Raw genomic sequence first — 22223 nt, 5'->3', positions numbered from 1 at the left:
TCAGGCTGGGCGGCAACCACAGACGAGTACTTCACGTGGCTGTGGACACGGGCACGGGCAAACGGGACAACCATGTCCGAGTTGGAAGCCATTGTTGCTCCGCACAGCCCTGAGAAATGCCGCGTGCGGCTTCACCACCTCGCCTGCCCGTGAGACCGTCTGGCCCAGAATGTACCTCGCCGTGTCTGGTCGGCTATTGGCACGGTGACCGTGAAAACGACCGGCCGCCCGGACATGCGGGCGGCCGGACTGGTGTCACCCACTGTCACACGCCGAGCGCCACGCACTGGTGCAACAGCGGTTCCAGGCGCAATTGGGTGTCCTCGCGGTCGAGAACCTGAAGAGCGTCGAGGCAGCTGACGATCCACCGCGCCTCGTCCTCGTCCTCGATCTTGAGCGCCACAGCGGTCACCGCGCCCTCCAGATCGAAAGGGCCGTCTTTGAACTCGTCGTCGAGGGCCCGGTATCCAGCGGTAAGCAGCGGGTCCGCATACACGCCGGTCGCCTCGGCAAAGGCGCGTGCCTCGGCTCGATCCGCGCGGAGGCCTGCCAGGCTGCGCAACACCTCGTCGGGGTCGCCCAGTTCGTCGTGCAGGCGATGTGCTCGGCCGACCAAGAGCGGCCAGCCGCCGGTCAGCTCGTGGAGACGGTCCAGGCGGTCTTCCGTGTGGAACATGTTGACGCGCTGAGCCCAGCCCCGCAGGCTGCGGCGGTCGTGACGGCGCAGCACCACCGGGGCGGCCGAGGTAGGTTCGGTTCCCGTCAGCAGGGTGCGCCACAGCGCCAGCTGGGTGGTGTCGGTGACGAGGACGACCGCGCGGGTGACCCCCGGGGTGGTGGGCAGCAGCATCTCAGCCAGGTCGACAGCTTCCCGACAGGTCTCGGGCCGCACCGGTTCCCGATAGTTGACGAAGTCACTGATGACGACACGTCGTTCGCGCGGGCGTCCGCCGGTGAGCTCCTGCTTGTAGACGCTGGGCTTGCCGACGGGCGGCAGCGTCCAGCCATCGATCGGTCCGGCGATCGTACGCAAGGTGCGGGCGACGTCGGTGACTCCGGTGGCGGATGTGCCAAGGACGACCCTGGTCCGGTTGGACCGCTCGCCCAGAAGGTCGTCGAGCTGGGTGTTGGTCAGCGGAGCCGGCTGGCCGTCGGGCAGCTCGGGGCGGCCCTCCTGCACGATGCTCTCCTGGAGTTTGCAGTCCTGCTCGGCCCTGAGCAGGCGGGCCTCCACCTCGTGAGAGGTACCGATCATGCGCAGGGCGTTGGGGCCGCGCAGATGCCAGCCCAGGCCGTCGTGGTTGGGCGCGAGGATGCCCAGGCCGACCATCTCGGAGAGGTAGGCGCGAAAACCCTCGGTGTCGAGTTGTTCGAACCCCTTGCGCCAGTACGTCTCGCACTCTTCGCGCAGCTCGGTGTCGCTCAGCCGCACCTCCAGGCCGTGATGGCGGGCGTGGTAGGCCAGCACGTTGGCGATCACGTCGTAGCGGTGGTCGAGGCTCAGCGTGTCCTTGAAGGCCGCCGAGATGCCGTCTCTGAGCGCGGCGTCCGACTCCACGACCTCGATGTCGGTCACCTCCACCTCGTAAGGAGGGCCCTCGGCTCCGCGCCGCGCCCGCTTGCGGTGCATCAGCTCGACCAGCCGGTGCCCGAACATCTGGAGCAGGAAGGGCTGGTAAGAGCAGTAGCCGAGCACCCGGTTGACGAGATCCAGGTCCTTGAACTCGAATCCGAGCGCCCGCATCGGCTCGACCAGCAGCTCGGCCGCGGACTGAGGAGCCAGCGGGCCGATCACCTTCGGGGTCTGCGCGAGGTGGCCGAACGGCCCGTTGCTCGCGAGCTTGGAGAAGCGCTGCACGGAGTGCAGTCCGGCGAAGACGACCTTGGCGCGGTCCTTGGTGTCGGACCCGAGGCCCTTGAGCTTTTTGGTCTGGTCGAAGCGCGGGGCGTCCGCCTCGAAGAACTGGTCGCACTCGTCGAGCAGGATCAGCAGACGGCGGCGCGAGTCACCGTCCAGCCAGGTCCGGATGCCGGCGCGCACCCGATCGGAGATCTCCTGCCGTTTCCTGCGCCCCTGCGGCCGGTCGTCGAGTACCTGCGCCTCGGTCAGCTCCCGCTCCAGGACGCTCCACAGCGTCTCCGGCCCGAACGAGCTGCCCTTGCCGATGTTCTCTTGGTCGAGGTTGATGTACACCGCCTGGTGGTAGCCGGGGCGCTGCTCCGTGAACCGTTCCCCGGCGTCGGCGAGCAGTGCCGACTTGCCGAGCCCCCGGCCGCCGTAGATGACCTGGGTGCCGCGCGGGTCGAGGATGCTCTTGCGTTCGGCCTCACGGCCGTAGAACATCTCGCCGCCGATCCGGCCGCGCTTCTCCCTGATGTACGGGTTAACGCCGGAGAAGGGCAGCAGTGTCTGCGTGGCGGTGCTGACCTGGCGGTTGCCGCGGGCAGCGAGATAGGCAAGGGCGGCATCGTCCACTACCAGCAGCGGCTGCAATCGGCCGGAGCCGACGGCGAGTTCGACGCGGGCCTCACGGCTCAGTGTGCCGAAGTAGACGACGAGGAGGCTCGCATCGCTGGTGTCACGCTCTGCCCAGCTCATGACGACCTTGGCGGGCGGTCTGCCCCAGACCATCATCACCCGTAGGTTGCCGCCCTGCTCCCTGATCTGCGAGCCGAACGCGGGCGCCTTCGCCCTGCCGTTGATCTCAACCCCGGTTGCTTCGAAGAGGCGGTATTCCCGCCGGTGCTGGGACCGGTCATCGAGCGGCCTGGCGCTCTTGGCGTCGTAGCCGAGGAGCTTGAGGAGCGGCGGCACCTGTCTTGTCGGAGCCACTTGGAGCCGGTCCTTCCGCTCGGCGGCGGCCAACGCGCGCCACTCGTCGAGGGCGTCGGCCGCGAGTGCCGCCTCGTCGGTCGAGAGGCCTCCGTAGTCCAGGACGGAAAGCGTCGGATGCTTGCCGCCGGACCGGACGAGGTCGACGAGGTCGTGGTCGATGCCTCCCGGCAGGCCGTGGGGCACGGCCGGGAAGAAGTCAGGCAGGTGGGACTCGCCTCCCTCGATCTCCGGGACGGGTTCGCCGATCTCCAGGAAGTAGACGAGGTCGGCGGCGGTGGCCAGGTCGTTCGTCTCCAGGCGCCGCAGGACCTGGGCCCGCTCCTCCGTGGTGGGGTCCAAGGCGTCGAGCCGGGCGCGGATCCGGTCGGCCGCCTGCCGCCGGAAGGCGGGCAGGTCACTCCGTACCGTGTCGAGCGCCCGACGCACGTCCACTAGGTCGTGCCGGTCGGCACCTTCGAGGCGGTCATGGGCGTCGGCCAGCAGCTCCTGAAGACCCAGGTCCTGGTCCTCGGTCACAGCACCGTCCGCCTGCGCGCGGTGCAGCTCGGCGACGAGTTCGCCGTGTGCCTTGCGCAGTTGTGTGCGCCGGAGGGCCTCCCGGTCGTCGATCTCGGTGTCCTTCGGCGAGACGAACTCCCCGGCTCGGGCGGCTGGAAGCAGCCCTCGCCCGGCCAGCTCGACGATAGTACGGGCCGCGGTGAAGGCGTCGTGGGAGAGCCGCTCGTCGAAGGCGTCCTGCCACCTCCGGTCGACCGCGGTGAGAAGCTCGTCGAGCGTCGGCCGCTCGTCAGGGGTGTCGCACACCTTCAGCAGTTCCGCGTTCAGCACGAGTTCTGGGTCGACCGGACCGCCGGAACGCGTAGTCACGGTGTCACCGGCCAGCAGAGCAAACAGGTCCTCCATCGAGGCGTGTGCCGCCCAGGCCGTCGCGGCCGAGACGGCGTCCGAGCTCCGCGCCAGCTGCTCCAGATCGGCCAGCGCGGCCTCCCTGCCGTCCAGCAGGGACTGACGCAGGGAGGAAATCTCCTTGGCCGCACGATTGCTGTCGGAACGGTCGCCGCGGCGGGTGCTGTCGACCACCAGGCACCACTCCTTGACGAGGCCGACGGCTCGCTCCACGAGATGCACCAGATCCTGCCGCCCGGAGCCTTGCAACGGCTTTCCGCTGGACGAGCGGTGCTTGCGGTCCATGCGGTCGATCTCGCTGTTGACCTCAGCCAGTTTCGACAGCCGCTCGGCCTGCTCGCGCACCTGCTGCATCGCGTCGCGGTTGTCGCCGACGACGGTCGTGAGCAGCGATCCGAGCATCCCGTCGTCGGGGGCCAGCCAGTGCTTTGCGATCTCCGTCGCCCGCGCGAACCGCAGCCTCTGCGGCGCGAGCAGAGCACGGCTCTGCTCGCGCAACTCCCGCAGCCGGAGCTCGCTTTCGGAGGTGTCGGCAACTAGCGGGGAAGCGATCATCAGGGCCCCGCTGAGGGCACGGTCGGCGACAGCGGTCGCCGCCTCCCCGAGCCGGTCCGGGAGCCGGGGCACCAGCGCCTTGAGCTGAGCGCCTGCTGAGTGGTCGCCGGTGATCAGTGCGGTACGCAGCAGGGCGGGCAGCAGGAGAAGTTCGCTGCCCTCGGTGTCCCGGCCCGCGTATCCGCCGTACTCCTGGAGCAGGTCTGCCGTCAGCCGGGCGCCCTGGCTGTCGCCGGAGGTGAGCAGCGCGGCGGCACCTGCCAGGCGGAGCGCCGCCACCTGGGGCTCGGGGTGGTCGGCGGCCCTCGCCAGATGGTGGGCGAGTCCGAAGCGCCGATCCACAACCAACTGCGCCAAGGCCCGCTCGGCTGCGGCCTCGTCGGTGTCGTCACCCGCGGACGGGACTGCTTCTCGGACGGGTGCGTCCTGAGTGGGACGGATCGTGGGTATCGCGGGCGCTGGGACGTTCGCGTCCGGGCCCGTGCGGGGCGCCGGGGAGCTGTCGGCAGGGGGCGCGGCCTGTGCGCCGGTGGCGCGGACCGGCTGGGGGGCTGTCGTCCGGGCGGGCGCGGCGGCTTCCGGTTCGGAGGCGGGGTGGGGCGCGGCCTCCTCGGTGGAGTGGCCGGCGGCCTCCTCCGTCTGGTCGGCCGGTTGTACGGCCCCGTACTCCACGCTCGTCTCGGCGGCAGGCTCGGTGATGCCGTCCGTCTCGTCCCCGGCGGGTTCGCGGCCGGCGTCCTCCGTCTGGGACAACGTCAGTTCAGGGGCCATGACCACCGCTATGGCACACGTGGGCAGTACCCGCACGACCTGCTCCTGCAGAGCCAGGATCTCCGCCGCGGCATCTGCCTGCCGCCCCAGCCTGATGAGCCGGGCCAAGGCGGCCAGCGCGGCGCCTTCCTCCCGTTGCGGCTCCTCCCACACCGGTGTGTCCAGCAGGCGGCGGGACGCGCCGCGCACGGCCTCGGCGGCAGCCGCGGCAGCCGCGGCAGCGGCGGAGCTGTCCGGGCGGGAGGAGACATCCAGCAGTTCCCTCAGTGGCTCCCGTGCATGGAGGTCACGCTCGTGCGCCGCCCGGTGCGCGCGTGCGGCGCGCGTCAAGTCCTCCAAGCGGCGAGGCACCCCCTCGATCCCCGCCGCGCGGAGCACCGCGTCGACTGTGTCGAAGACGGCACCCAGCGCGGCCAGCGGAGCCATGTCCTCGTCTTGCGGAGGGCAACCGTCCACGACCGCACCGATCACCTTCTCCGCGGCTTGCCGGGCTTGCGCGAGGGCCGATTCCAGCTGTCGGCAGGCCGCCTCGAGATCCGTCTCCTCGTCGGTTGGGACGCTGTCGGACGCCGTAGCGGTCATCTCGTGAGAGATGCCGGAGTCAGGTACCACGATCTCGGGGGCGGGGGCATTCGTACCCGGCCGGTCGGCGACGGCAGCGCGCACAGGCTTGCCGTCGCCCGCGACCGGCGGCTCGTCGTTTTCCGCTGCTCCGGGGGCGAAGTCCGGGTTCGCCTCCACGATGGACCGAGCCGCGGCACCGACAGCGGCGAGCTGAGACGTCTCCTTGTCGTCGGCCGTCACCGCGAACCAGTCCTGATCCGCCGCCCACGCAAGGATGTGTGCGTCGGTGACGGAGGCGTTGCACCACGCGAAGACCGTGGCCCGGACAAGCGTCGCCCCCCACCGGGTAACGGGGTCGGGAACCGTCTCACCGTCCTGCGCGACGAAGTTGCCCACCTGATTCATCACGGTGACCGTGAGTCTTTTGATCCCGCATGTGCAGGTGTGCTGTCGCGCCTCACGCCGCAGTCTGGCGAGAACGTCCCGGCAAAGGGCACTGCTCACCCGCCGAGGGGCCGCCATGCGGATGCCCAGGCTGCCGAGCAACTCCTGCCGGTCCTTTGGCCGCAGCGAGTTGAAGGCCAGTTCCACCATGTCGACCGTGAGGTCGTTCAGGGCGGCCACGGCCGGGTGATCCAAGGCGTTGAGCGCGGCGGCCAGGCCTTCAATGTCCTGGGCCGAGACGCTCGACGGGGACCACGGCGGCCCCATGACGACGCGGTAGCGGTCGTGCATGTACGCGTACTCCGTTTCTGTGGGCACCAAGAAGAAGGAAGGGGGCTGGCCAGCCAGACCTGTGGACACGCAAAAGCCGTGGCCGATCAGCGGCCGCGCGTGTGCTCGGTGACGAACGTGTATCCGTAGGGCAGCTCCCAGCCGTCCGCCTTGCCGAGCCTGCGGCAGTGCTCCCGAAAGGCCGCGCGCTGAACCTCACTGGGCGAGCAACCCGGTCGCAAGCGGCGCAGATGGCCGGGGACGAACTGGACGCCCTGCAGCCCCTCACCACCCGGTTCGGTGCCGCCCCAGGGCCGTATCACCCGCGGCCGGGCGGGGCGGTAGCCGACGAGAGGAATGGTCCGCTGTCTGTCGCGCGGCGGGAAATGCGGCTGGCCCCAGGCGTCTCGGCTGCCGAGGGCGGGTTCCAGGAGCCGTTCCGCGACCAGCTCCGCGACGGCCGATTCCAGGGCGGCGGCCTGTGACCGGGCCGGCCGGCGCCCGTAGACCGCCCTCGGCAAGACCGAACGGTCCATCAGGGCATGGCCGTCGAGGGTGAGCAGACCGCAACGGCGCACGGTGCGCATCACCAGCTGCCGGGGGCCAAGCCCGACCGCGCTGTCACCGTAGCGGTCACTTCCCGGGGTGTCCTCCCTGGTGAGCACACGAGGGTCATAACAGTGCCCAGTCTCACGGTCGCCGACCTGCACCCGTTCCTCGAGCCGCGTCGTGGCCAGGCGGATCACCGAGCCGCCTCGGAGCCGGCGCAGCTCAAGCATCAGGCCGGGGAAGAAGTCGCGGGGCCAGGCGATCCCGGTCAAACGACCCGAGTCGTTACCGAGTTCGACGGTAACGTCCTGCACCGCCTCCTCGTCCAACACCTCGCCGACATGGTCGAGTTCGAGGCGAAGCGTGGGGCGCGCACCGTGAGACCGGCAGAGTTCCTCGACGACGTACGGATGCAAGGGGAACCAACCGTCGATGAGCTGGGCCAGCCGCAGGGGTGCCCGCCAAACGATCTCCTGCCCGTCGCTCCGCAAGAGTTCGCCGGCACCGAGAGAAGCGTCGTCGGCCAGGGGCAGATCGACCGGGTCCAACTCTGTTGCCGGCTCCGGCTCAGATGGCGCAGGCAACGTGGACGTCCAACCGCGTCCGGCCGGGGCCAGGGGATCTCCGGGAGCTTCTGCATCACCGGGATGATGGGACCGCCACACGCCTCCACCCTCGAAGGCGTCGTCGAGCGTGATCCGGGAGCCGTTCTCGAACAGGCCCTGGTCACTGTCCCCTTGGACGACGTCAGCGAGCGCCACGTTCGCCCGGCACACCGCTGCGGCGTACCCCACTCCCCTGAGCAATTCCGTCGCCCCCGGAAACCCGCGAAGCCGCGGTCCGACCGCTGTGTACACCGTGACCGGCGTGGTCAGGCCGTAGCGCCGCTTACCCGGGGTGGCCGCGCGTTCGACCGCCGCGGCAAGCGACCTGAGGTCATCGCCGCCCAGCGGTCCGGTGCCCCGCCAGCAGTCCGCGAGGGAGGCCCGGGTCATGGTGTAGTCACCCCATAGGCGCAAGGCGGCGCTGGAGTTAAGCACACCCTGCACCGTGTCGAGGAGACCGAGCAGCCCCGCCCGCAGGTCGTCGTCGTGCGTACCACCCACCAATGCGGCGAGGGACACGGGGACGAAGGGGCTGAGCAGCTGCTCCCGTGCCGTCGTCAGGAGATGGTCCGCATAGGCCGTCAGGTCGTCGCGCCGGGCCGCCTCCTGGGACGGGTAACGGACGTCGACGACGACATGTCCGTCCTCGTTGATCCAGCGCCGGCGCGTACGTAAGCGGTGGAGCTGAGCCGATGACAGGCTCAGAGCCGGACCGAAGGCATGGAGATCCGGGACCAGGAGCTCCCTTCGCCTTGGCGCGGCGCCGTCTCCCGGCCTCCCCGGGCCCTCGGCGCCTGCAGGCGCCCCCGACACCCAGGCCGGTATGTCACCGAGGGCGCCCGCCTCTGGGTGGGCGCCCTCCCGATAGACGATCTCGGCGTATAACGGGTCCGACCCGGTGGCGACACACACCATGGCACCGACCGGGAGCACGGGGGCGCACTCACCGAAGGTGATCACAGGGAAGTCGTCGAGGCAGAGCGGGCTGCCGCCGTAGCCGTCGCCGCCGAGGTCGTACCCGAAGTACACGGCGTTGAAGGCGACGGTGGTGTGCACGGGTGCCGGGCGGGCCGCGACAACCGCTTCGAGATAGCGCCGCAACCGATCTCGTTCTTCGTCGGGTACGGCGTCATAGCCTTTCGTCATCGCGAAGGTCAACAGGGCCCGGCCACCGTACGGATCAGGCACCTGCGCCCTACCGCCAGGCGTCAATGACGCCTCCGGCCCCCCACGTTGGTCAACCGTTGCTGATACATACGGGTCCCCACCCATGACACCTCCGCCGCGCTTCAGGCCGCTGCGGTCTGACGTGCGGTAATTCCCGCAGAGTATGCCGACCCGGAACATTCCGGAAGCACTTTCGTCACTTTGCGATGGTCGGCAGTGACTCACATCGAACACACCTGCGCGCCGACATCAGACCGAACTCACTTCGCAGATGCCCCTATGCTCGTCAAGCCCTGGCCGTGAGGGTTGATGGGTCGTCAGGCCGCTGGCGGGTGCCGGGTGTGCGCCGAGCATGAGCCTCGCGGTGACGTCGCGGGTGATCTCCCGAACCTGCAGCAGACCCGCTACCGGCGCTGCACCCACTGCACCAGACACGCCGCGCATTCCGAACCCGCCGCCCAGGCGGCCCCGTCTCGATTGAGCACCTGGGGATCAAGAGGACCCAGTTTCACGTAACCGTTCCGAGTCGAAGAGGGGCAGGCGGGAGATGCGCCTCCCAGTGGTGTCGGGATCGTACGGCGTTGCCCATCAGGGCGAGAAGCTGACGGCAGTGCGCGCTCGCCGGGAGCGCAGCGCGGGAAGGCAAGGCCCTCGTTGAGGTGGCTTCTGTCGACCCGTCAGTAGTACTGCAGTATGCAGTCCATGGACGAGCCACACTCTCCACCGGCCGCTAACGTCGAACACCTGATCGACCGGCACAACCCTCCCCTCGACACAGTCCCGCTCATTGACCAACCGTTCGTCATCGCCTACTACGCGGACACCGCCGACATCCCCGACTGCTTTGACGGCCCGGACGAGACGCCGCTTGTCGACCTTGCGGCCCCCAGCGCCGACACGGTAATCCGGGGGCAAGTTCGGGGGTTTGGTACGCCGCGCTGGAAGCGGGCTGCTCGCAGGTCCGGCGCAGTGAGTCGCCGGTCTCTACTACCAGGCCAGGCGTAAAAGAGGACATCCTCGGCCTGCCCAGCGCTAGAGCAGGCCGAGAGAACGAGCCCAGGCCCGTCCCGCCCAGGACACCGGGGATAGCACGAGTGAGCCGGCGATTGCGATGAATACAGCGGCTGCTGCGCAGACGGCCAGCACGCGGTACACGTCTGTCTGCATGCGCCTGCGGCGGGCCCAACATATGCCGGGCCAGACCAACATCAGACAGAGACCCAGAGCAAGAGGGAAAACGAGGACGGCGTAGGCGTTGAGCTGGCCGAGGGTCAAGCCTGTGTCGGCGCGGCAAGTGGCAACAAACGCGGCCAGATTGAGGCAGAGCACGGTGGAACTGAGCATGGCAGCGCTCCAGCTGTATACCTGCAGGGGCCTCTGCTGCTTCCAACGCAGAGCGCCGGATGCCGATATCGGGCGGCGGAACAGGCCGTATTTGACACGGTTCGCGCCTGCCACGGAATCCGCGCCTTCGGCGGCGGATTCTGCGCGGGTACTGCTGTCAAGACCGGGTCCCAGCTGGTGCACGAGGTTTCGCAACACGTCAATTTGTCCGAGCAGTTCGTCAGTCTGCTGCTGATCGTGCGCGATGGCTTGCCGGGGACGGGGCACAGCGTTACCTCGTGACGGCCTGGCTGTCACGAGGGCCTTGCCCACGCCGGCGCTCTCCTGCTCGGCTTGTGCTGCACGGCGACGCTCAGCTTCCAGGTCGCGCTTGACGTTCTCCAACTTCCGCTTCAGGTCGGCTACCTCGCGTGCGCTCTCCTTCAGCCTCTGCTCCAGGTCATGGACGGAGCGGCGCGGGCTGGCGTTGTACTTTTGCTGAACGTCATTCAGCTCCTTCGTCAGCCGCTCGACCTCCTCCTTCGCCACCGCCAGCCGCACCTCCGCCGACTTACTGGCCGTCTGAGCAGCGCGCCTCAAATCATGCAGATGCTCGATGTCTTTCGGGGCGCATGACCCGGTATGCACTATGACGAAGTCCTCGATCCTGCCGACGAAGCCCTTCGGAGCGATGCGCACACCGCTCAGGTAGTTGCTGACCGCAGCATCGGAGAGGTAGGTGAATGCGGCGAGGTCCCGCTGCGTGGCACCCGTCTGCTGAAGGCACGCAGCCAGTGCCGCCCCATAGGCCCGGGCCTGTGGGCCGACTTTCGCCCGCCGCGGCGACACAGCCTTCTCTTCCGCCACCCCCAGCCCTCCCCCGATCCTCTGGGCTGCACCTCCGGGGGAAGCGCAGCAGAGGAGTAATTGTCCCGCCATGGGCGGGTTTCGTGAACCCGGCTGCATCCACGCTGTTGCCAACTGCCGGAAAGCCGCTCTCGGAGGCTTTTTCCGGCACGGAAAACGTCCCGCTCCCCCTTCCGTTCCTTCATGGTGGCATTACCGCCACTGCCCGACCAACGAACGGACCGACACCATGCCGTCTACGTCCCGCCCCCTCCCCAACCCGCCTGCTGTCGACCTGCGCCTGGGCGGCTTGCGTCTGACGATCCAACGCCTGCCGTATCCGCTGCTGACGTTCCTCACCGGAATCGCGGGCTCCGCTGGCGGGGCCATGTGGTTCGGCCGCTGACATTCCCCGGCCGAGCGGCATCATCAACCGGTTCCATGGCAGGCGAAAGGAGTTCCACCAGGCCTGTCACAGATCCAGAACCGGTCACCCGCGTCGGGACGCTGACAGGTACGCGTGACGGCCGCACTCCCCGGAGCTGGTCCGTCGCAGCAGTCGTCGTTCACTAGAAGCTCCGCGATCGCCCTCCGTAACCGATCCCCAAGATCGATGCCAGAGCCTCATTCTCGTGACGAAGCCATGGGCGGGGACGCGTGACGGCTGCATGTCGCGGAGCCTGGTCCGTCGTAGCCGGCATCGCTTGTGCAGAGGCACCTGCCTATCCCCGCACGATTCCTCGGACCGCTTCCCACTGGGGATCACCGGCGGGGATTCCCGTGCCGCGTGCGAAGATCCACTGCAGATCTCCCGAGTCCGGGCAGACCTGCCATGTCCCCAGCAGTCCTGTTGCCGCCAACTGGTCAAGTGTGCTGGTCAGTTCTGCGGGCTGGGCACCGCAGGCGCGCGCCATCCGGTCGAGTTCGCCCAGACCACTGCCGGATTCGAGGTCCGTGTGTGCGGCTAGATAGACGCCTGCCAGTCGGGGCAACGGCTCGGCTGCCCCTGTTGCAGAGGAGGAGCCGGCGCGCAGTGCCCAGTCCGCGGCACGTCGTCGGTCGGGGCCGGCTGGAGCTTGGCTGAGCAGGGTGACGTCGAGTAGTTCGGCGGTGGTCTCGTTGGCTGCGTTCCCGGGGGCTGGACGCAGCCATCGCGCGTGCTCCAACTCGTGCCACGGATCCGAGGTGGTGTTAAGGCGGAGGCTGCGCAAGACACCTTTGGGCAGGTGGACTTGCATTCTGGTGTTCATGCGGAGGGCGCACTGCACCGCCAGCAGGTGCGCGGAGGGCGAGGTGCCCTGCGGGAGTGCGGTGGCGAGGTAGCTGAGCATTTCGCGTACCCGGACCCGTTCATCCGGGCCCTTGGGGCAGCGTCTGCCGCGTCGCCGAGCTGCTGCCGACTGCTGAGGTGCGCGGGCGAGGGCGGTGTCGGGTACGACGGCGGCCTGCGCTGTCGCTGCAGCGCAGGCGCTGCAGGCGTCGGTGAGTCGCCATAGCCGTCCGCCGTGTTCGCATGCGAGGAGGAGGTGGATGGGGCCGGTGCAGCCGCGGTGGCGGGGGTGCCAGCGGCAGCCGCGTTCGTGGCATTGGCAGATCCGCAGGTGTGGGGGGCGGAGGTCGCCGCGCGCGTGTCGTGCGAGGTGGGCGAGGGCGGCTGAGCGGGCGGAGGTTGCGGTGATGGTTGTGGTGCCGTGGGGGCAGTGCTGGCATGTGAGGACGAGTCCGCTGGGGTGCGGGCGTAGTTCTACGGTCCAGGCGCGTGGTGTCGCCGGGCATGCTGTGCGCTGCCTCATGGGCGCGTGTTCCTCCGGTTGTTCCGTGCTGGTCTCGCCTTGGTTGTGGGGGCGACGGCTCACCGTAGTGCAGACCTCTGCCCTCCGATGACTGCTGCCACCTGGGAAAATAGGGCAGAGGTCTGCACTGACAGGGCAGGGGTCTGCACCGTCGGATGGACGGGTGACGATCTTGCCGCCCGATCCGGACCTCGACGCGCTGCGGTTGGAACTCGCGCGTCTGCGGGCCGTGCGCCGGTGGACCTACGACGAGCTCGCCGCCCGCAGCGGCCTGGCCAGACGCACCGTCATCGAGATCGAGCAGGGCCGCACCATCGGCACCCTGAAGACCTGGCACGCCCTCGCCCACGCCCTGGACACCCCGCTCGACGAGCTCTTCAGCACCCTGTGCCGCAGACACGACCTACCGGGGTCCGGCGGAGACTGACACCCCGCCCGAGCAGCCGCCGCGGATCACCCGAACCGGCGAGACCGCCTCGAACACGCGGCCGTCCATTCGCGCCCCCGTTCCACCGCATGCGGCCAAGCGGGGGATCCGGCGGCAGCGCCGCCCCGGATGCGGCGTGTTGGCTGGCAGGTTCACGCGCATGCGCTCCACACCTCCCGCCTCCCGCCACTGGGACGGCAGCCCGGTCGTCGCCCACCGCGCGCGCCGTTCCCTGCAGGTCACCTCCGACGGCGTCAGCCGGCTGCTGCGCTGCGGCCAGAGCGACCGGTGCCGCGAGTGCGGCAACCAGGTCGAGTGGTACCACCGCAGCAACCGCGAGCCGGTGCGCCTCCATCCGCACGAACTGCCGGCCGCCAGGGTGCCCGTCGCCTGCCGCTGGCACGTCAGCTCCGGTGTCGCCCACCCGGCCGGGGACGGCAGCAGTTGGTGCCGTCTGCCGCACGCCGTCGTCTGTCCCGCCCGGGACACTCCCCCGCCTCCCTTCGAGCTGGCCGGGCTGCGCCGGTCGCTGGCCGTGCGTTCCCGCCGCCTGATCGACGCAGGCGTCTTCGCCTCTCCCCCGCCGGCCTCTCCGGAGAGCCCGGCGCCCCGGCCGTCCGTCTGCCGTCCGGCCCGGCCCATCGTGCAGCTGCTGTACGTCCGCTACCTCGCTGCCCGGCCGGTGGATGAGATCCAGTGTGTCGCCCAGACCCGGCGCCGCCACCGCTGCACCAGCCCGCTGCTGGCCCCCGATGCCCCCGGCGGCACCTGGACACTGATGCCCGCCACCGCGACGAGCGGTCAACTGGCCCTGCCCGCTGACGTCATGGCGGTCTACGACCTCGGCCGCGTTCCCTACGCCGAGCAGCTGCGCTGGCGCGCCCAGCGCTGCCCGCAGCACGCAGCCTCGCCCACGGCCGCCGACCTGGCGGTTGCCGAGTGGGAGCCCTTCGACCCGCTGCGCCACCACGAGCACATCCACGCCCGCCTGCCCGCCCCCGCCCGGCGTCCCGGGTCTGCGGGCCGCGCTCGGCAGGGGGCCCGGCCGTGACGCCGCACCACGCCGTCGAGATCACCCTGACCAGACCCGCCACCCCCGGCGAACTGCGGCATGCGCGTCGGGGCGTGCCCCTGGCCGCGAACGCGGACCGTACCCGACTGATGGCGGTCCATGGCGCGCGCAGCCCCGGCCGCGCCCTGCATGCACTGCGGCGCCGGCTGGACGCGCTGCTGCCCATCGACGTCCTGAGCACGCACTACCCCGACCGGCACGGTCAGATCCTGCTCAACGTCGCCCTCGGCCACGCCGCCGACAGGGCGCTGCGGCGGGACGCGGCTGTCATGGGACAGCGGCCCCAGGACCTGCTCCGCCGGCGTGTGACCGCGGCCCTCACCCGGGCCGAGCAGGAACGCGCCCGGCTGCTGGAGGACCGGCTGGAGAGCCTGCTCGCCCACCACACACCCGACGAAGTACTGGCCTGCGTCGCTGGCCTCCTGCACGGCCGTCAGCACCATCCCACCCGCGCAGCGCCGTAGCGCCTCCTCCCCCGCAACACCCCGGCACAGCGGTTGCCGACCCCGCCTTGCGTTCCTCGATCCCCTTTTTCATCGGAGCCCTTGTTGCACACGCCCACCGACGAACAGGCCCATGCCGTCGATGCCTTCCGGGCCGGTCACCATCTCGTCCTGCAGGCCGGCGCCGGGACGGGGAAGACCAGCACGCTCGGCCTGCTCGCCGACAGCACCCGCCGCCGCGGCCGCTACCTCGCCTTCAACAAGGACATCGCCCGGGATGCCGCCACCCGCTTCCCGCGCACGGTGCGGTGCAAGACCGCCCATGCCACGGCCTACGCCGCCCTCGGCCACCGCTTCACGAACCGGCTCAACAGCCCCCGCCAGCCCGCCTGGAAGACCGGCCAGGCACTCGGCATCACCCGGCCGGTCCGCATCGGCGATCACGAGATCAGCCCCCGGGCGCTCTCCCACTCCGTGCTGCGCACCGTGACCCACTACTGCTATTCCGCCGACCGCACCCTGGCCCGCCACCACGTGCCGCGCCTGCGCGGCCTCGACACACCCGCCGGGCACGCCCAACTCGCCCACCATGTCCTGCCGTTCGCCCTCAAAGCCTGGGCCGACCTGCACCACCCCGAGCGGGGCGTGGTCCGCTTCGAACACGACCACTACCTGAAAATGTGGGCCCTCACCGAGCCCACGATCGAAGCCGACTTCCTCTTCCTCGACGAGGCCCAGGACACCAACCCGGTCCTCGAAGAGGTCTTCGCCGCCCAGCGCGGCCACGCCCAGCTCGTCATGGTCGGCGACTCCGCCCAGGCCATCTACGGCTGGCGCGGCGCCCAGGATGTGATGACCGGCTTCGACGCCACTCCCCTCACCCTGACCCGCTCCTTCCGCTTCGGCCCCCTAATCGCCGAAGAGGCCAACCGCTGGCTCATGCTCGCCGACGCCCCCATCCGTCTGACCGGCACCGACACCATCGCGACCGAAGTCGGCAGCCTCGACCGGCCGGACGCGGTGCTGTGCCGCACCAACATCGGCGCCATGGCCGAAGTCATGCGCCTGCTCACCGCCGGCCACCGCGTCGCCCTCACCCGAGGAGGACAGCAGCTCGCCGCGCTGGCCCTCGCCGCCCGCGACCTCAAAGACGGCCGCCGCACCACCCACCCCGAACTCGTCCTCTTCCCCTCCTGGGGCGAAGTCCAGGACTACGCCGCACACGATCCCGCCGGACGCGACCTGCAGCCCTTCGTCGACCTCGTCGACACCCACGGCCCCGACGCCATCCTCACCGCCGTCGACCAACTCACCGACGAAGCCCACGCTGAGGTGACCGTCTCCACCGCCCACACCGCAAAAGGCCGCGAATGGCCCACCGTCCAAATCGGCAACGACTTCCCACCGCCCAAAGACACCGACCAGCACGACGACCAGGGACGCCCCGTCCCGGAACCCGTCAACGACACCGACGCCCGCCTCGCCTACGTCGCCGTCACCCGCGCCCGACAACACCTCGACCTCGGCGGCCTCTCATGGATCAACACCCACCCCACCGCGCGAGAAGCGGTGAACCTCTGGCCGAAGGTGTTGGACAATGTTCGAACTGACCGAGCCGCGGGTGCTGGTGTGCGGCAGTCGGCGCTGGCTGTGGCCGTCGACGGTTGAGGCCGTGCTGGATCGTCTGGCAGCACGTCATATCGACCGGCTGGTGGTGATCGAGGGCGCCGCCGCGGGTGCGGACTGGGCTGCACACCTCTGGTGCCGCGCACACGGTCTGGGGGCTGATCGTCACCGGTGCTATCCGGTGGACTGGGAGGCGGAGCGGCGTACCAGACCCAATCAGTGGCGCCAGGCCGGGCCGCAGCGCAACACACGCATACTGCTCCAGGAGCATCCGCGGCTGATCATCGCGTTTCACGAGCGGCTCAACCCGGCGGCGGGCGGGACATCCGATATGTGCGTGCGGGGGCTGTTGAGCGCAGCGCCGGTCTGGTTGGTACCTGGCCGGGATCCGCAGGTGGGCCGGTGGCTGCGACTTGCCGAGTTCCCCCAGCCCCGCGTGGCACGGATCCGCCGGGAGTTTGAGGCCGCCCTGCCTCCTGGGCCGGGTCTGTTCGGCGACGGCAGTGACGAGCCGACGTAGTCGTTCCGCGCCCCTTCCGAACCCATCAGCGGCATGCGTCGGCATGCAGATCCGGGACCCATAGAGCTGTCAGATGTTCAGGGCGCCGAGCAGCATGCCGGCCCGGTCGTTGTCGATCGTCTCGACGGAGGCAGTGTAGACAGTGCCGGGAGTGGGCGGCACCGGCGGCGGTGTGCTGGAGGACGGGCACGTCACTTCGGGCGTGCGGGCTGCGAACAGGTCGTAGAGGTCGGGCATGTCGGTTCCGTTCGGTCGATGCGGGTGGTGCTGTGCAGGGTGCAGGCCAGCACAATGAGGAAGATCAAGGCGGAGGTGACGGTCAGGGTCACGGCGTCGCGGAAGACGGTGAGGAATGTTCGAACGGTCTCTTCGCCGGTGCTGACCTGCTCGATGTATCCGGCAGCGAGATATTTTCGGGTGGGGCGCGGGCCCTGGGCTGCCAGGCGGGTGTCCATGCGGCCGAAGACCGCTCGTCCCGCGAGTACCGCGGCTGCCCCGGCGACCGCCAGTACTGCAAGGGCGCACGAGATGGCCCAGGCAGCGACGAGGGTCCAGTGGCGTGTGAGAACGTCCGTGGACTTGGCGACGGCGGCTGAGGTCAGGGCGAGGGAGACGGCGGCCAGGGCGCCGGCCCGGTTGCGGATCCGGTCCAAGTCCGCTGCCTGCCGGTCGAGTTGGCGGCGGCCTTCTTCTATCAGGAGGGTGAGGTCTTCTTCCTGGAAATGGTCGAGGTTGCCGGTGTAGGGAGCTGGGTCGGCGAACGTGGGCAGGATGCGGCCGGGGTGCAGCAGGGTCGCGCAGTAGCGGAGATAGAGGCGGGCTTCGGCGAACCGGCCCGTGACCACGGGCACGTCAGACGCCTCTCAGCCATGCGGCCAGGTGGTCGGCGATCTGAGTGGTCATACTGTCCGGCAGGAAGAGCCACTGTCCGCCAGGATTGAGGTCGATGAAGGCGGGGCCGGCCGCATCCACGATCCAGTCCTGGCAGGTGAAGCCCGTCTTGAGGTGCCGGGCCAGCAGGAGGGCGTCGCGTTCCTCCCTCCGCCAGCGGGCGGACGCTTTGAAGCTGTGGTGCGCCGCCTCGGCCTGGCGCCAGTCCAGCGGGAGGCTGTCGGCGTCGAGTTCGGCGGCCCAGGCACGGCCGTTGACGGTGACGATCCTCAAGTGGGTGCGGGCCGTGAGCTGTTGCTGAGCGAGGAATGGCGCCCCCAGCAGGTGCGCGCCCGCCAGGTCGGCGGCGGTCACGGTCTGCGTGTGCACGACGCGCTCCTGGCCGTCATCGCCGGTGAAGTTGCCCGGCCCCAGCGGCTTGATGACGAAGGGGTCGCCGAGTACGGCGGCCAGGTCGGCAGGGTGCGAGCAGATGAGGGTCTCCGGGACGCGCAGCCCGAGGGTGCGGGCCGCCCGGTATTGCACCATCTTGTTCTCGGCCGCGAAGAGCGCATCCACGTGGCACAGCCAGGTGGTGCGTTCATCACGCATGAAGGCGGCCAGCAGTGCCATGCGCGAGGCGAGCCGGGCAGCCGCCTGGCTGCCCAGGACGGTGCCCGAGTCCCAGCCCGCGGGGGCAAGGCGTCGGATCCATCCGCGAGCGGGGGCGGCTGCGGACAGGCGGACCGGTTCGCCCTGTTGGTCGAGCAGTGTGCTGTGCTGGGGACTGAGGCGGCGCAGCACGTCGGGAAGTGTGGCGGCGTCCACGACGACCGTGCCCTGCCGGGGAAGCCGATCGAGGACAGCGATCACGTGCGGGTCCGCCGTGTCGCCGACCAACAAGGCGCCGAGCGTCCCGCAGGCCTCAGGCGGCGCGCCCACGGGGATTCCAGCGTCCTCAGGCACCGGGCGGAATCTCATGCCGTTGATCGTACTTACGTGCGGCACGTCGTGCTCTCGTCCGGACGGCGGGGGCGCGAGCGCCTGCTGTGCCGGATGCACTGCCACCCATTGCCTGCACCTTGGCCGCATCCGTCACGAATGGCGGGATGCACACTTTCGGGGTGCGGTGGGCGATGGTAAGAACATGCTCTGAGCAACGATCATGATCATGCGACGGGGGATGCATGAGTTCACCCGACGGCTCCGGCGAGCCGCTGTTCTCCGAGGTCCCGAAGCCGTCGCAGGTCCCAGTGACAGTGCTGTCCCCCATGATGGCGACAGGCCCCGCGGTGACGCCCAAGCAGATCCTTGCGCATCACTCACCGACTCAGTTCGAGGAGTTCGTCTACGAGTGGCTGCTGGCGCTGAAGGAGGAGGGATACGTGGACGTGGTGCAGCTGGGCGGTGCCCACGACGGCGGCGCCGATGTCGCCGCGTTCCTCACGGCGCACCGGACCGACGACAGGTGGCACTGCTACCAGTGCAAGCACTACGAGAAGGCGCTCACCCCGGCCATTGCCTATGTCGAGATACTGAAGATCATCGCGGTGGTGGCCGGCGGCAAGTACCGCATGCTGCCCGAGCGTTACGTCTTCGTGGCCCCAAGAATCGGCGCCTCCCTCACGCAACTGCTGGCCAAACCCGCAGAGCTGAAAGAGTCGTTCCTCGACTGGGCCGTCAAGGGCACCGACCGGCTGAGCGCGGAATACGGCGCAGACCCGCTCGGCGCAGCGCTGGAGCTGGCCCGGGAGACGGACTTCGCCCGCTTCGAGGCGGCCAATCTCGACCGGATTCTCGAGCAGCACGCCACCACGCCGTATCACGTGCGCAGATTCGGCACACGGCTGCCGGACCGCGAGGCCCGTCAGGCGCCCCCGCCGGAACACACACCGGTAGAAACCCGGTATATCCAAAAGCTCCTGGACGTCTACCAGGAGAAGTGGGGCTGTGACCCGGGTGCAATGGGGCAGGTGCGCGCCCATTCCAAGGCGGGCCCTCACCTGCGGCACCAGCGGGAGGCCTTCTACTGCGCCGAGCAGCTGCGGGTGTTCGCCCGCGACAGTGTGCCGGAGGGCACCTTCGAATCGCTGCAGAAGAACGTCCACGACGGTGTCGTCAGTTTGACCTGGCGGGACTTCGCGACCGGATTCGACCGGCTCAACGCGGTGCAGGACGCGGCCCGCGACATGCAGCTGGGAACGAACGTCCTGGTGAACGTGGTGGAGCCCATTGACCGCATGGGTATCTGTCACCAGCTCGCCAACGACGACCGGCTGACCTGGGTCGAGGAGGAGACGTGAGAGCGCTCAACAGCCCGCTGGAGGTGGGTGTGCGTGCTCTGGTACTGCTCGCCGCTTCCTTTCCCCAGCCACTGGACCTGGCTCAACTGGTGTATCTGGATTACGCGATGCTGCACAGCGGCGAGATGGACGGGCCGCCCAGCGTGCACCCGTCGCTGCCGGCCAGCCCGGGCGAACTGGCCATGAAACGCCAACTGCTTGAGCAGGGACTGGTGGTGCTGATGCGGGCGGGCCTGGCCGACGTGCAGGCGGACGACGGTGGGCTGATGTACCGGGCAAGCGAGGAGGGCCCGGGCTTCCTCGACCTGCTCGAGGCCCCGTATGTCATTGCCCTGCGGGAACGGGCGCAGTGGGCGCTGGCCTTCCATTACGGGGCGCCGGCCGACAGCCGCGCCCCCATGGACAACATCACCCAGCAGTGGATGGATACATTCGGCAGCCGTCTCCCTCGCCGGGAGGGCAATGATGACTGAGCTGCGCCTGCTGCATCTGACCTACGCCGGCATGGGCCGCGAGACGGCCCGCGTTGTCTTCGATCCCCGCCTGACGATCGTCTACGGCGCCTCGGACACCGGTAAGTCCTTCGTGACCGAGTCGATCGACTACATGCTCGGCGCCCGCAAACTGAGCCTCATCCCCGAAGCTGAGGGCTACTCGCAGATCCTCTTGGGCATCGCCTTGCCCGACGCATCGGTCATCACTCTGATGCGAGCACCTCAGTCGGGACGGGTCAGCGTCTTCGAGGACGACGTCCGCGACCTCGTCTACCGATCGCCGGATCTGGTGCTCTCGGCCCAGCACAGCCCCCGTACCACCAAGAACCTCTCCCGTTATCTGATGGAGCGCATCGGGCTCGACGGCTCGCTGCTGGCCACCAACGACTCCGGAGCAACCAAACTCGCCGGTTTCCGGGACCTGCTGCACCTGTGCCTGATCAGTGAGACCCGCATGGTCTCGAAGGTCTCACCCGTCCTGCGCACCTCGGGCACCAGCGGCCAGACCGCGCAAAAGTCGACCCTCAAACTCCTGCTCACCGGTACAGGCGAGCAGCCCTCGCCCAGCCGCCTCAACCACGCACAGCGCCGTGTCCACAAAGGCAAGATCAGCCTGCTGGACGAGCTGGTCCTCGGGCTGCAGCGCCAGCTCGCCTCTCGCGAGGCCAACCAGAGTCAGCTGCAGGATCAGCTGCGGCGGCTGCTGGAGCACCAGGACACCCGCGCGGAGTCACTGCGAGACGTCACCCGCCGCCACGCACAGGCAGCCTCCGGCCGCGCGACCCTGTCGGTGGCGCTGGCCCAGTACGCGCAGCGCCTGGCAGAGACGGATGACTTGCTGGGCCGGTTCGAACTGCTGCGCGCCCAGTACGAGTCCGACCTTGCCCGCCTTGGCATGGTCAGCGAGGCTGGCAGTCTGCTGGGCTACTTCCGCAGCGGCCCGTGCGTGTTCTGCGGCGCAGAGCCCCACCACCAGCAGGCCGGTCACGACGCCATGGAAACCACCGCCCTGCACCAGGCCGTCACCGCAGAAAGCGCTAAGACCCGCACGCTCCTGGCCGATCTGCTGGTCACCATCGACGACCTGCACTCCCAGCGCGAGTACGTGGCCGACGAGCAGGCCATGCAGGCCTCATTGGCCGAGCAGGCCGACGCTGAGATCACCCGCATCGAGCGCGAGGAACTCACCCCCCTGCAGGACGAGGTGGCCGAGGTGATGGCCACCCGCTCCCGGCTGGAGAACGAACTCGGCCTGCACGCACGGATCGAGGAGCTGGAAGACGTAAGGGCACAACTGGTCTCCGAGGAGGCCCAGCCGGGCGGACAGCCCAGCCGCGGCATCCCGTCCGCCACGCTGGCCGGCTTCGATCGCATCATCGAGCGGACGCTGGATGCCTGGCGGGTACGGCGGGAGGAGGAGGTGACCTACGACCAGTACACGGCGGAGCTGTATGTGGGCGACCGGTCCCGTTCCGGCCACGGCAAGGGCATGCGCGCCGTCTTGCACGGCGCCTTCACCACCGCCCTGGCCGACTTCTGCCTGGAGCAAAGGCGCAGTCATCCCGGCTTCATCGTGCTGGACTCCCCTCTGGTCACCTTCCGGGAACCCGGCGAGCAAGAAGCGGATCTGCGCCAGAACGTGCCCCAGCACTTCTACCGGCATTTGCTCAACGCCTTCCGCGGCCAGGCCATCGTCGTGGAAAATACCGACCCGCCCTCGGACATCCTCGATCGGGCGCAGGTCTACATGTTCAGCCGGGAGGCCCACGGCCAGCGCTTCGGATTCTTCCCTCTGACGTCTTCGTCCTTGCCGGCGCAGTAGTCGGGTACAGCAGCTTG

At 69.3% G+C, this 22223-nt stretch carries 16 protein-coding genes; 9 read left to right on the top strand and 7 right to left on the bottom strand.

Annotated features, from left to right (window positions below; all coding sequences use genetic code 11):
• Positions 1-265 precede the first annotated feature (265 nt).
• The 3 genes from ACFXC1_RS47355 to ACFXC1_RS47345 form a co-directional block, all read right to left on the bottom strand.
• Entirely contained in the window at positions 266-6367 is a 6102-nt protein-coding gene (locus tag ACFXC1_RS47355) for a hypothetical protein (RefSeq protein WP_381255615.1), read from the bottom strand.
• A gap of 86 nt (positions 6368-6453) precedes the next feature.
• The gene (locus ACFXC1_RS47350; RefSeq protein ID WP_381255541.1) at positions 6454-8646 is read right to left on the bottom strand and encodes a hypothetical protein; all 2193 of its coding nucleotides are present in this window, start codon (positions 8644-8646) and stop codon (positions 6454-6456) included.
• 1053 nt (positions 8647-9699) lie between these two features.
• Entirely contained in the window at positions 9700-10857 is a 1158-nt protein-coding gene (locus ACFXC1_RS47345) for a hypothetical protein (RefSeq protein WP_381255538.1), read from the bottom strand.
• Between the two features lie 229 nt (positions 10858-11086).
• Between ACFXC1_RS47345 and ACFXC1_RS47340 the strand changes: the two genes are divergently transcribed.
• A complete protein-coding gene (locus ACFXC1_RS47340; RefSeq protein WP_381255536.1) occupies positions 11087-11242 on the top strand; it encodes a hypothetical protein in 156 nt (51 codons plus the stop codon).
• A gap of 316 nt (positions 11243-11558) precedes the next feature.
• On the opposite strand, the gene ACFXC1_RS47335 is transcribed toward ACFXC1_RS47340, so the two are convergent.
• The gene (locus ACFXC1_RS47335) at positions 11559-12167 is read right to left on the bottom strand and encodes a hypothetical protein (protein WP_381255533.1); all 609 of its coding nucleotides are present in this window, start codon (positions 12165-12167) and stop codon (positions 11559-11561) included.
• A 625-nt stretch (positions 12168-12792) separates the two neighbouring features.
• Here ACFXC1_RS47335 and ACFXC1_RS47330 point away from each other — a divergent pair.
• The 5 genes from ACFXC1_RS47330 to ACFXC1_RS47310 all read left to right on the top strand — a co-directional run bounded on the left by ACFXC1_RS47330 (position 12793) and on the right by ACFXC1_RS47310 (position 16717).
• Complete coding sequence (locus ACFXC1_RS47330) at positions 12793-13056, top strand: helix-turn-helix transcriptional regulator (RefSeq protein WP_355975317.1); 264 nt, start codon at positions 12793-12795, stop codon at positions 13054-13056.
• A 160-nt stretch (positions 13057-13216) separates the two neighbouring features.
• Positions 13217-14107, top strand: a complete 891-nt coding sequence (locus ACFXC1_RS47325) for a DUF6083 domain-containing protein (protein ID WP_381255530.1) — start codon at positions 13217-13219, stop codon at positions 14105-14107.
• Positions 14104-14592 carry a hypothetical protein gene (locus tag ACFXC1_RS47320; RefSeq protein WP_381255527.1) on the top strand — a complete coding sequence of 163 codons (489 nt, stop codon included), beginning with the start codon at positions 14104-14106 and terminating at the stop codon, positions 14590-14592. The genes ACFXC1_RS47325 and ACFXC1_RS47320 overlap by 4 nt, the downstream gene beginning before the upstream one ends.
• An 84-nt stretch (positions 14593-14676) precedes the next feature.
• Positions 14677-16239 (top strand): UvrD-helicase domain-containing protein, encoded by a 1563-nt coding sequence (locus ACFXC1_RS47315; RefSeq protein WP_381255524.1) that lies wholly within the window; start codon positions 14677-14679, stop codon positions 16237-16239.
• Entirely contained in the window at positions 16169-16717 is a 549-nt protein-coding gene (locus ACFXC1_RS47310; RefSeq protein WP_381255521.1) for an SLOG family protein, read from the top strand. Before ACFXC1_RS47315 ends, ACFXC1_RS47310 begins: the two co-directional genes overlap by 71 nt.
• 69 nt (positions 16718-16786) lie before the next feature.
• On the opposite strand, the gene ACFXC1_RS47305 is transcribed toward ACFXC1_RS47310, so the two are convergent.
• The 3 genes from ACFXC1_RS47305 to ACFXC1_RS47295 are packed head-to-tail and all read right to left on the bottom strand — an operon-like array spanning position 16787 to position 18529.
• Positions 16787-16954, bottom strand: coding sequence for a hypothetical protein (locus ACFXC1_RS47305; RefSeq protein ID WP_381255519.1), 168 nt, complete (start codon positions 16952-16954; stop codon positions 16787-16789).
• The gene (locus ACFXC1_RS47300; protein WP_381255516.1) at positions 16909-17568 is read right to left on the bottom strand and encodes a hypothetical protein; all 660 of its coding nucleotides are present in this window, start codon (positions 17566-17568) and stop codon (positions 16909-16911) included. The genes ACFXC1_RS47305 and ACFXC1_RS47300 overlap by 46 nt, the downstream gene beginning before the upstream one ends.
• 1 nt (position 17569) lies before the next feature.
• Complete coding sequence (locus tag ACFXC1_RS47295; protein WP_381255513.1) at positions 17570-18529, bottom strand: ATP-grasp domain-containing protein; 960 nt, start codon at positions 18527-18529, stop codon at positions 17570-17572.
• A 245-nt stretch (positions 18530-18774) separates the two neighbouring features.
• Between ACFXC1_RS47295 and ACFXC1_RS47290 the strand changes: the two genes are divergently transcribed.
• From ACFXC1_RS47290 to ACFXC1_RS47280, 3 genes are read left to right on the top strand one after another with little or no spacing between them, the layout of a single operon-like run.
• Entirely contained in the window at positions 18775-19890 is a 1116-nt protein-coding gene (locus ACFXC1_RS47290; protein WP_381255511.1) for an ABC-three component system protein, read from the top strand.
• On the top strand, positions 19887-20363 hold the full coding sequence (locus ACFXC1_RS47285; RefSeq protein WP_381255508.1) for an ABC-three component system middle component 2: 477 nt from the start codon (positions 19887-19889) through the stop codon (positions 20361-20363). The genes ACFXC1_RS47290 and ACFXC1_RS47285 overlap by 4 nt, the downstream gene beginning before the upstream one ends.
• On the top strand, positions 20356-22206 hold the full coding sequence (locus tag ACFXC1_RS47280) for a coiled-coil domain-containing protein (protein ID WP_381255506.1): 1851 nt from the start codon (positions 20356-20358) through the stop codon (positions 22204-22206). The genes ACFXC1_RS47285 and ACFXC1_RS47280 overlap by 8 nt, the downstream gene beginning before the upstream one ends.
• Positions 22207-22223 lie beyond the last annotated feature (17 nt).

It is taken from the genome of Streptomyces hokutonensis, from assembly GCF_042751305.1.
Taxonomy (GTDB): domain Bacteria; phylum Actinomycetota; class Actinomycetes; order Streptomycetales; family Streptomycetaceae; genus Streptomyces; species Streptomyces hokutonensis_A.
Note: the sequence above shows the minus strand (reverse complement) of the source record. Positions and strands in the feature narration are given on the sequence as shown.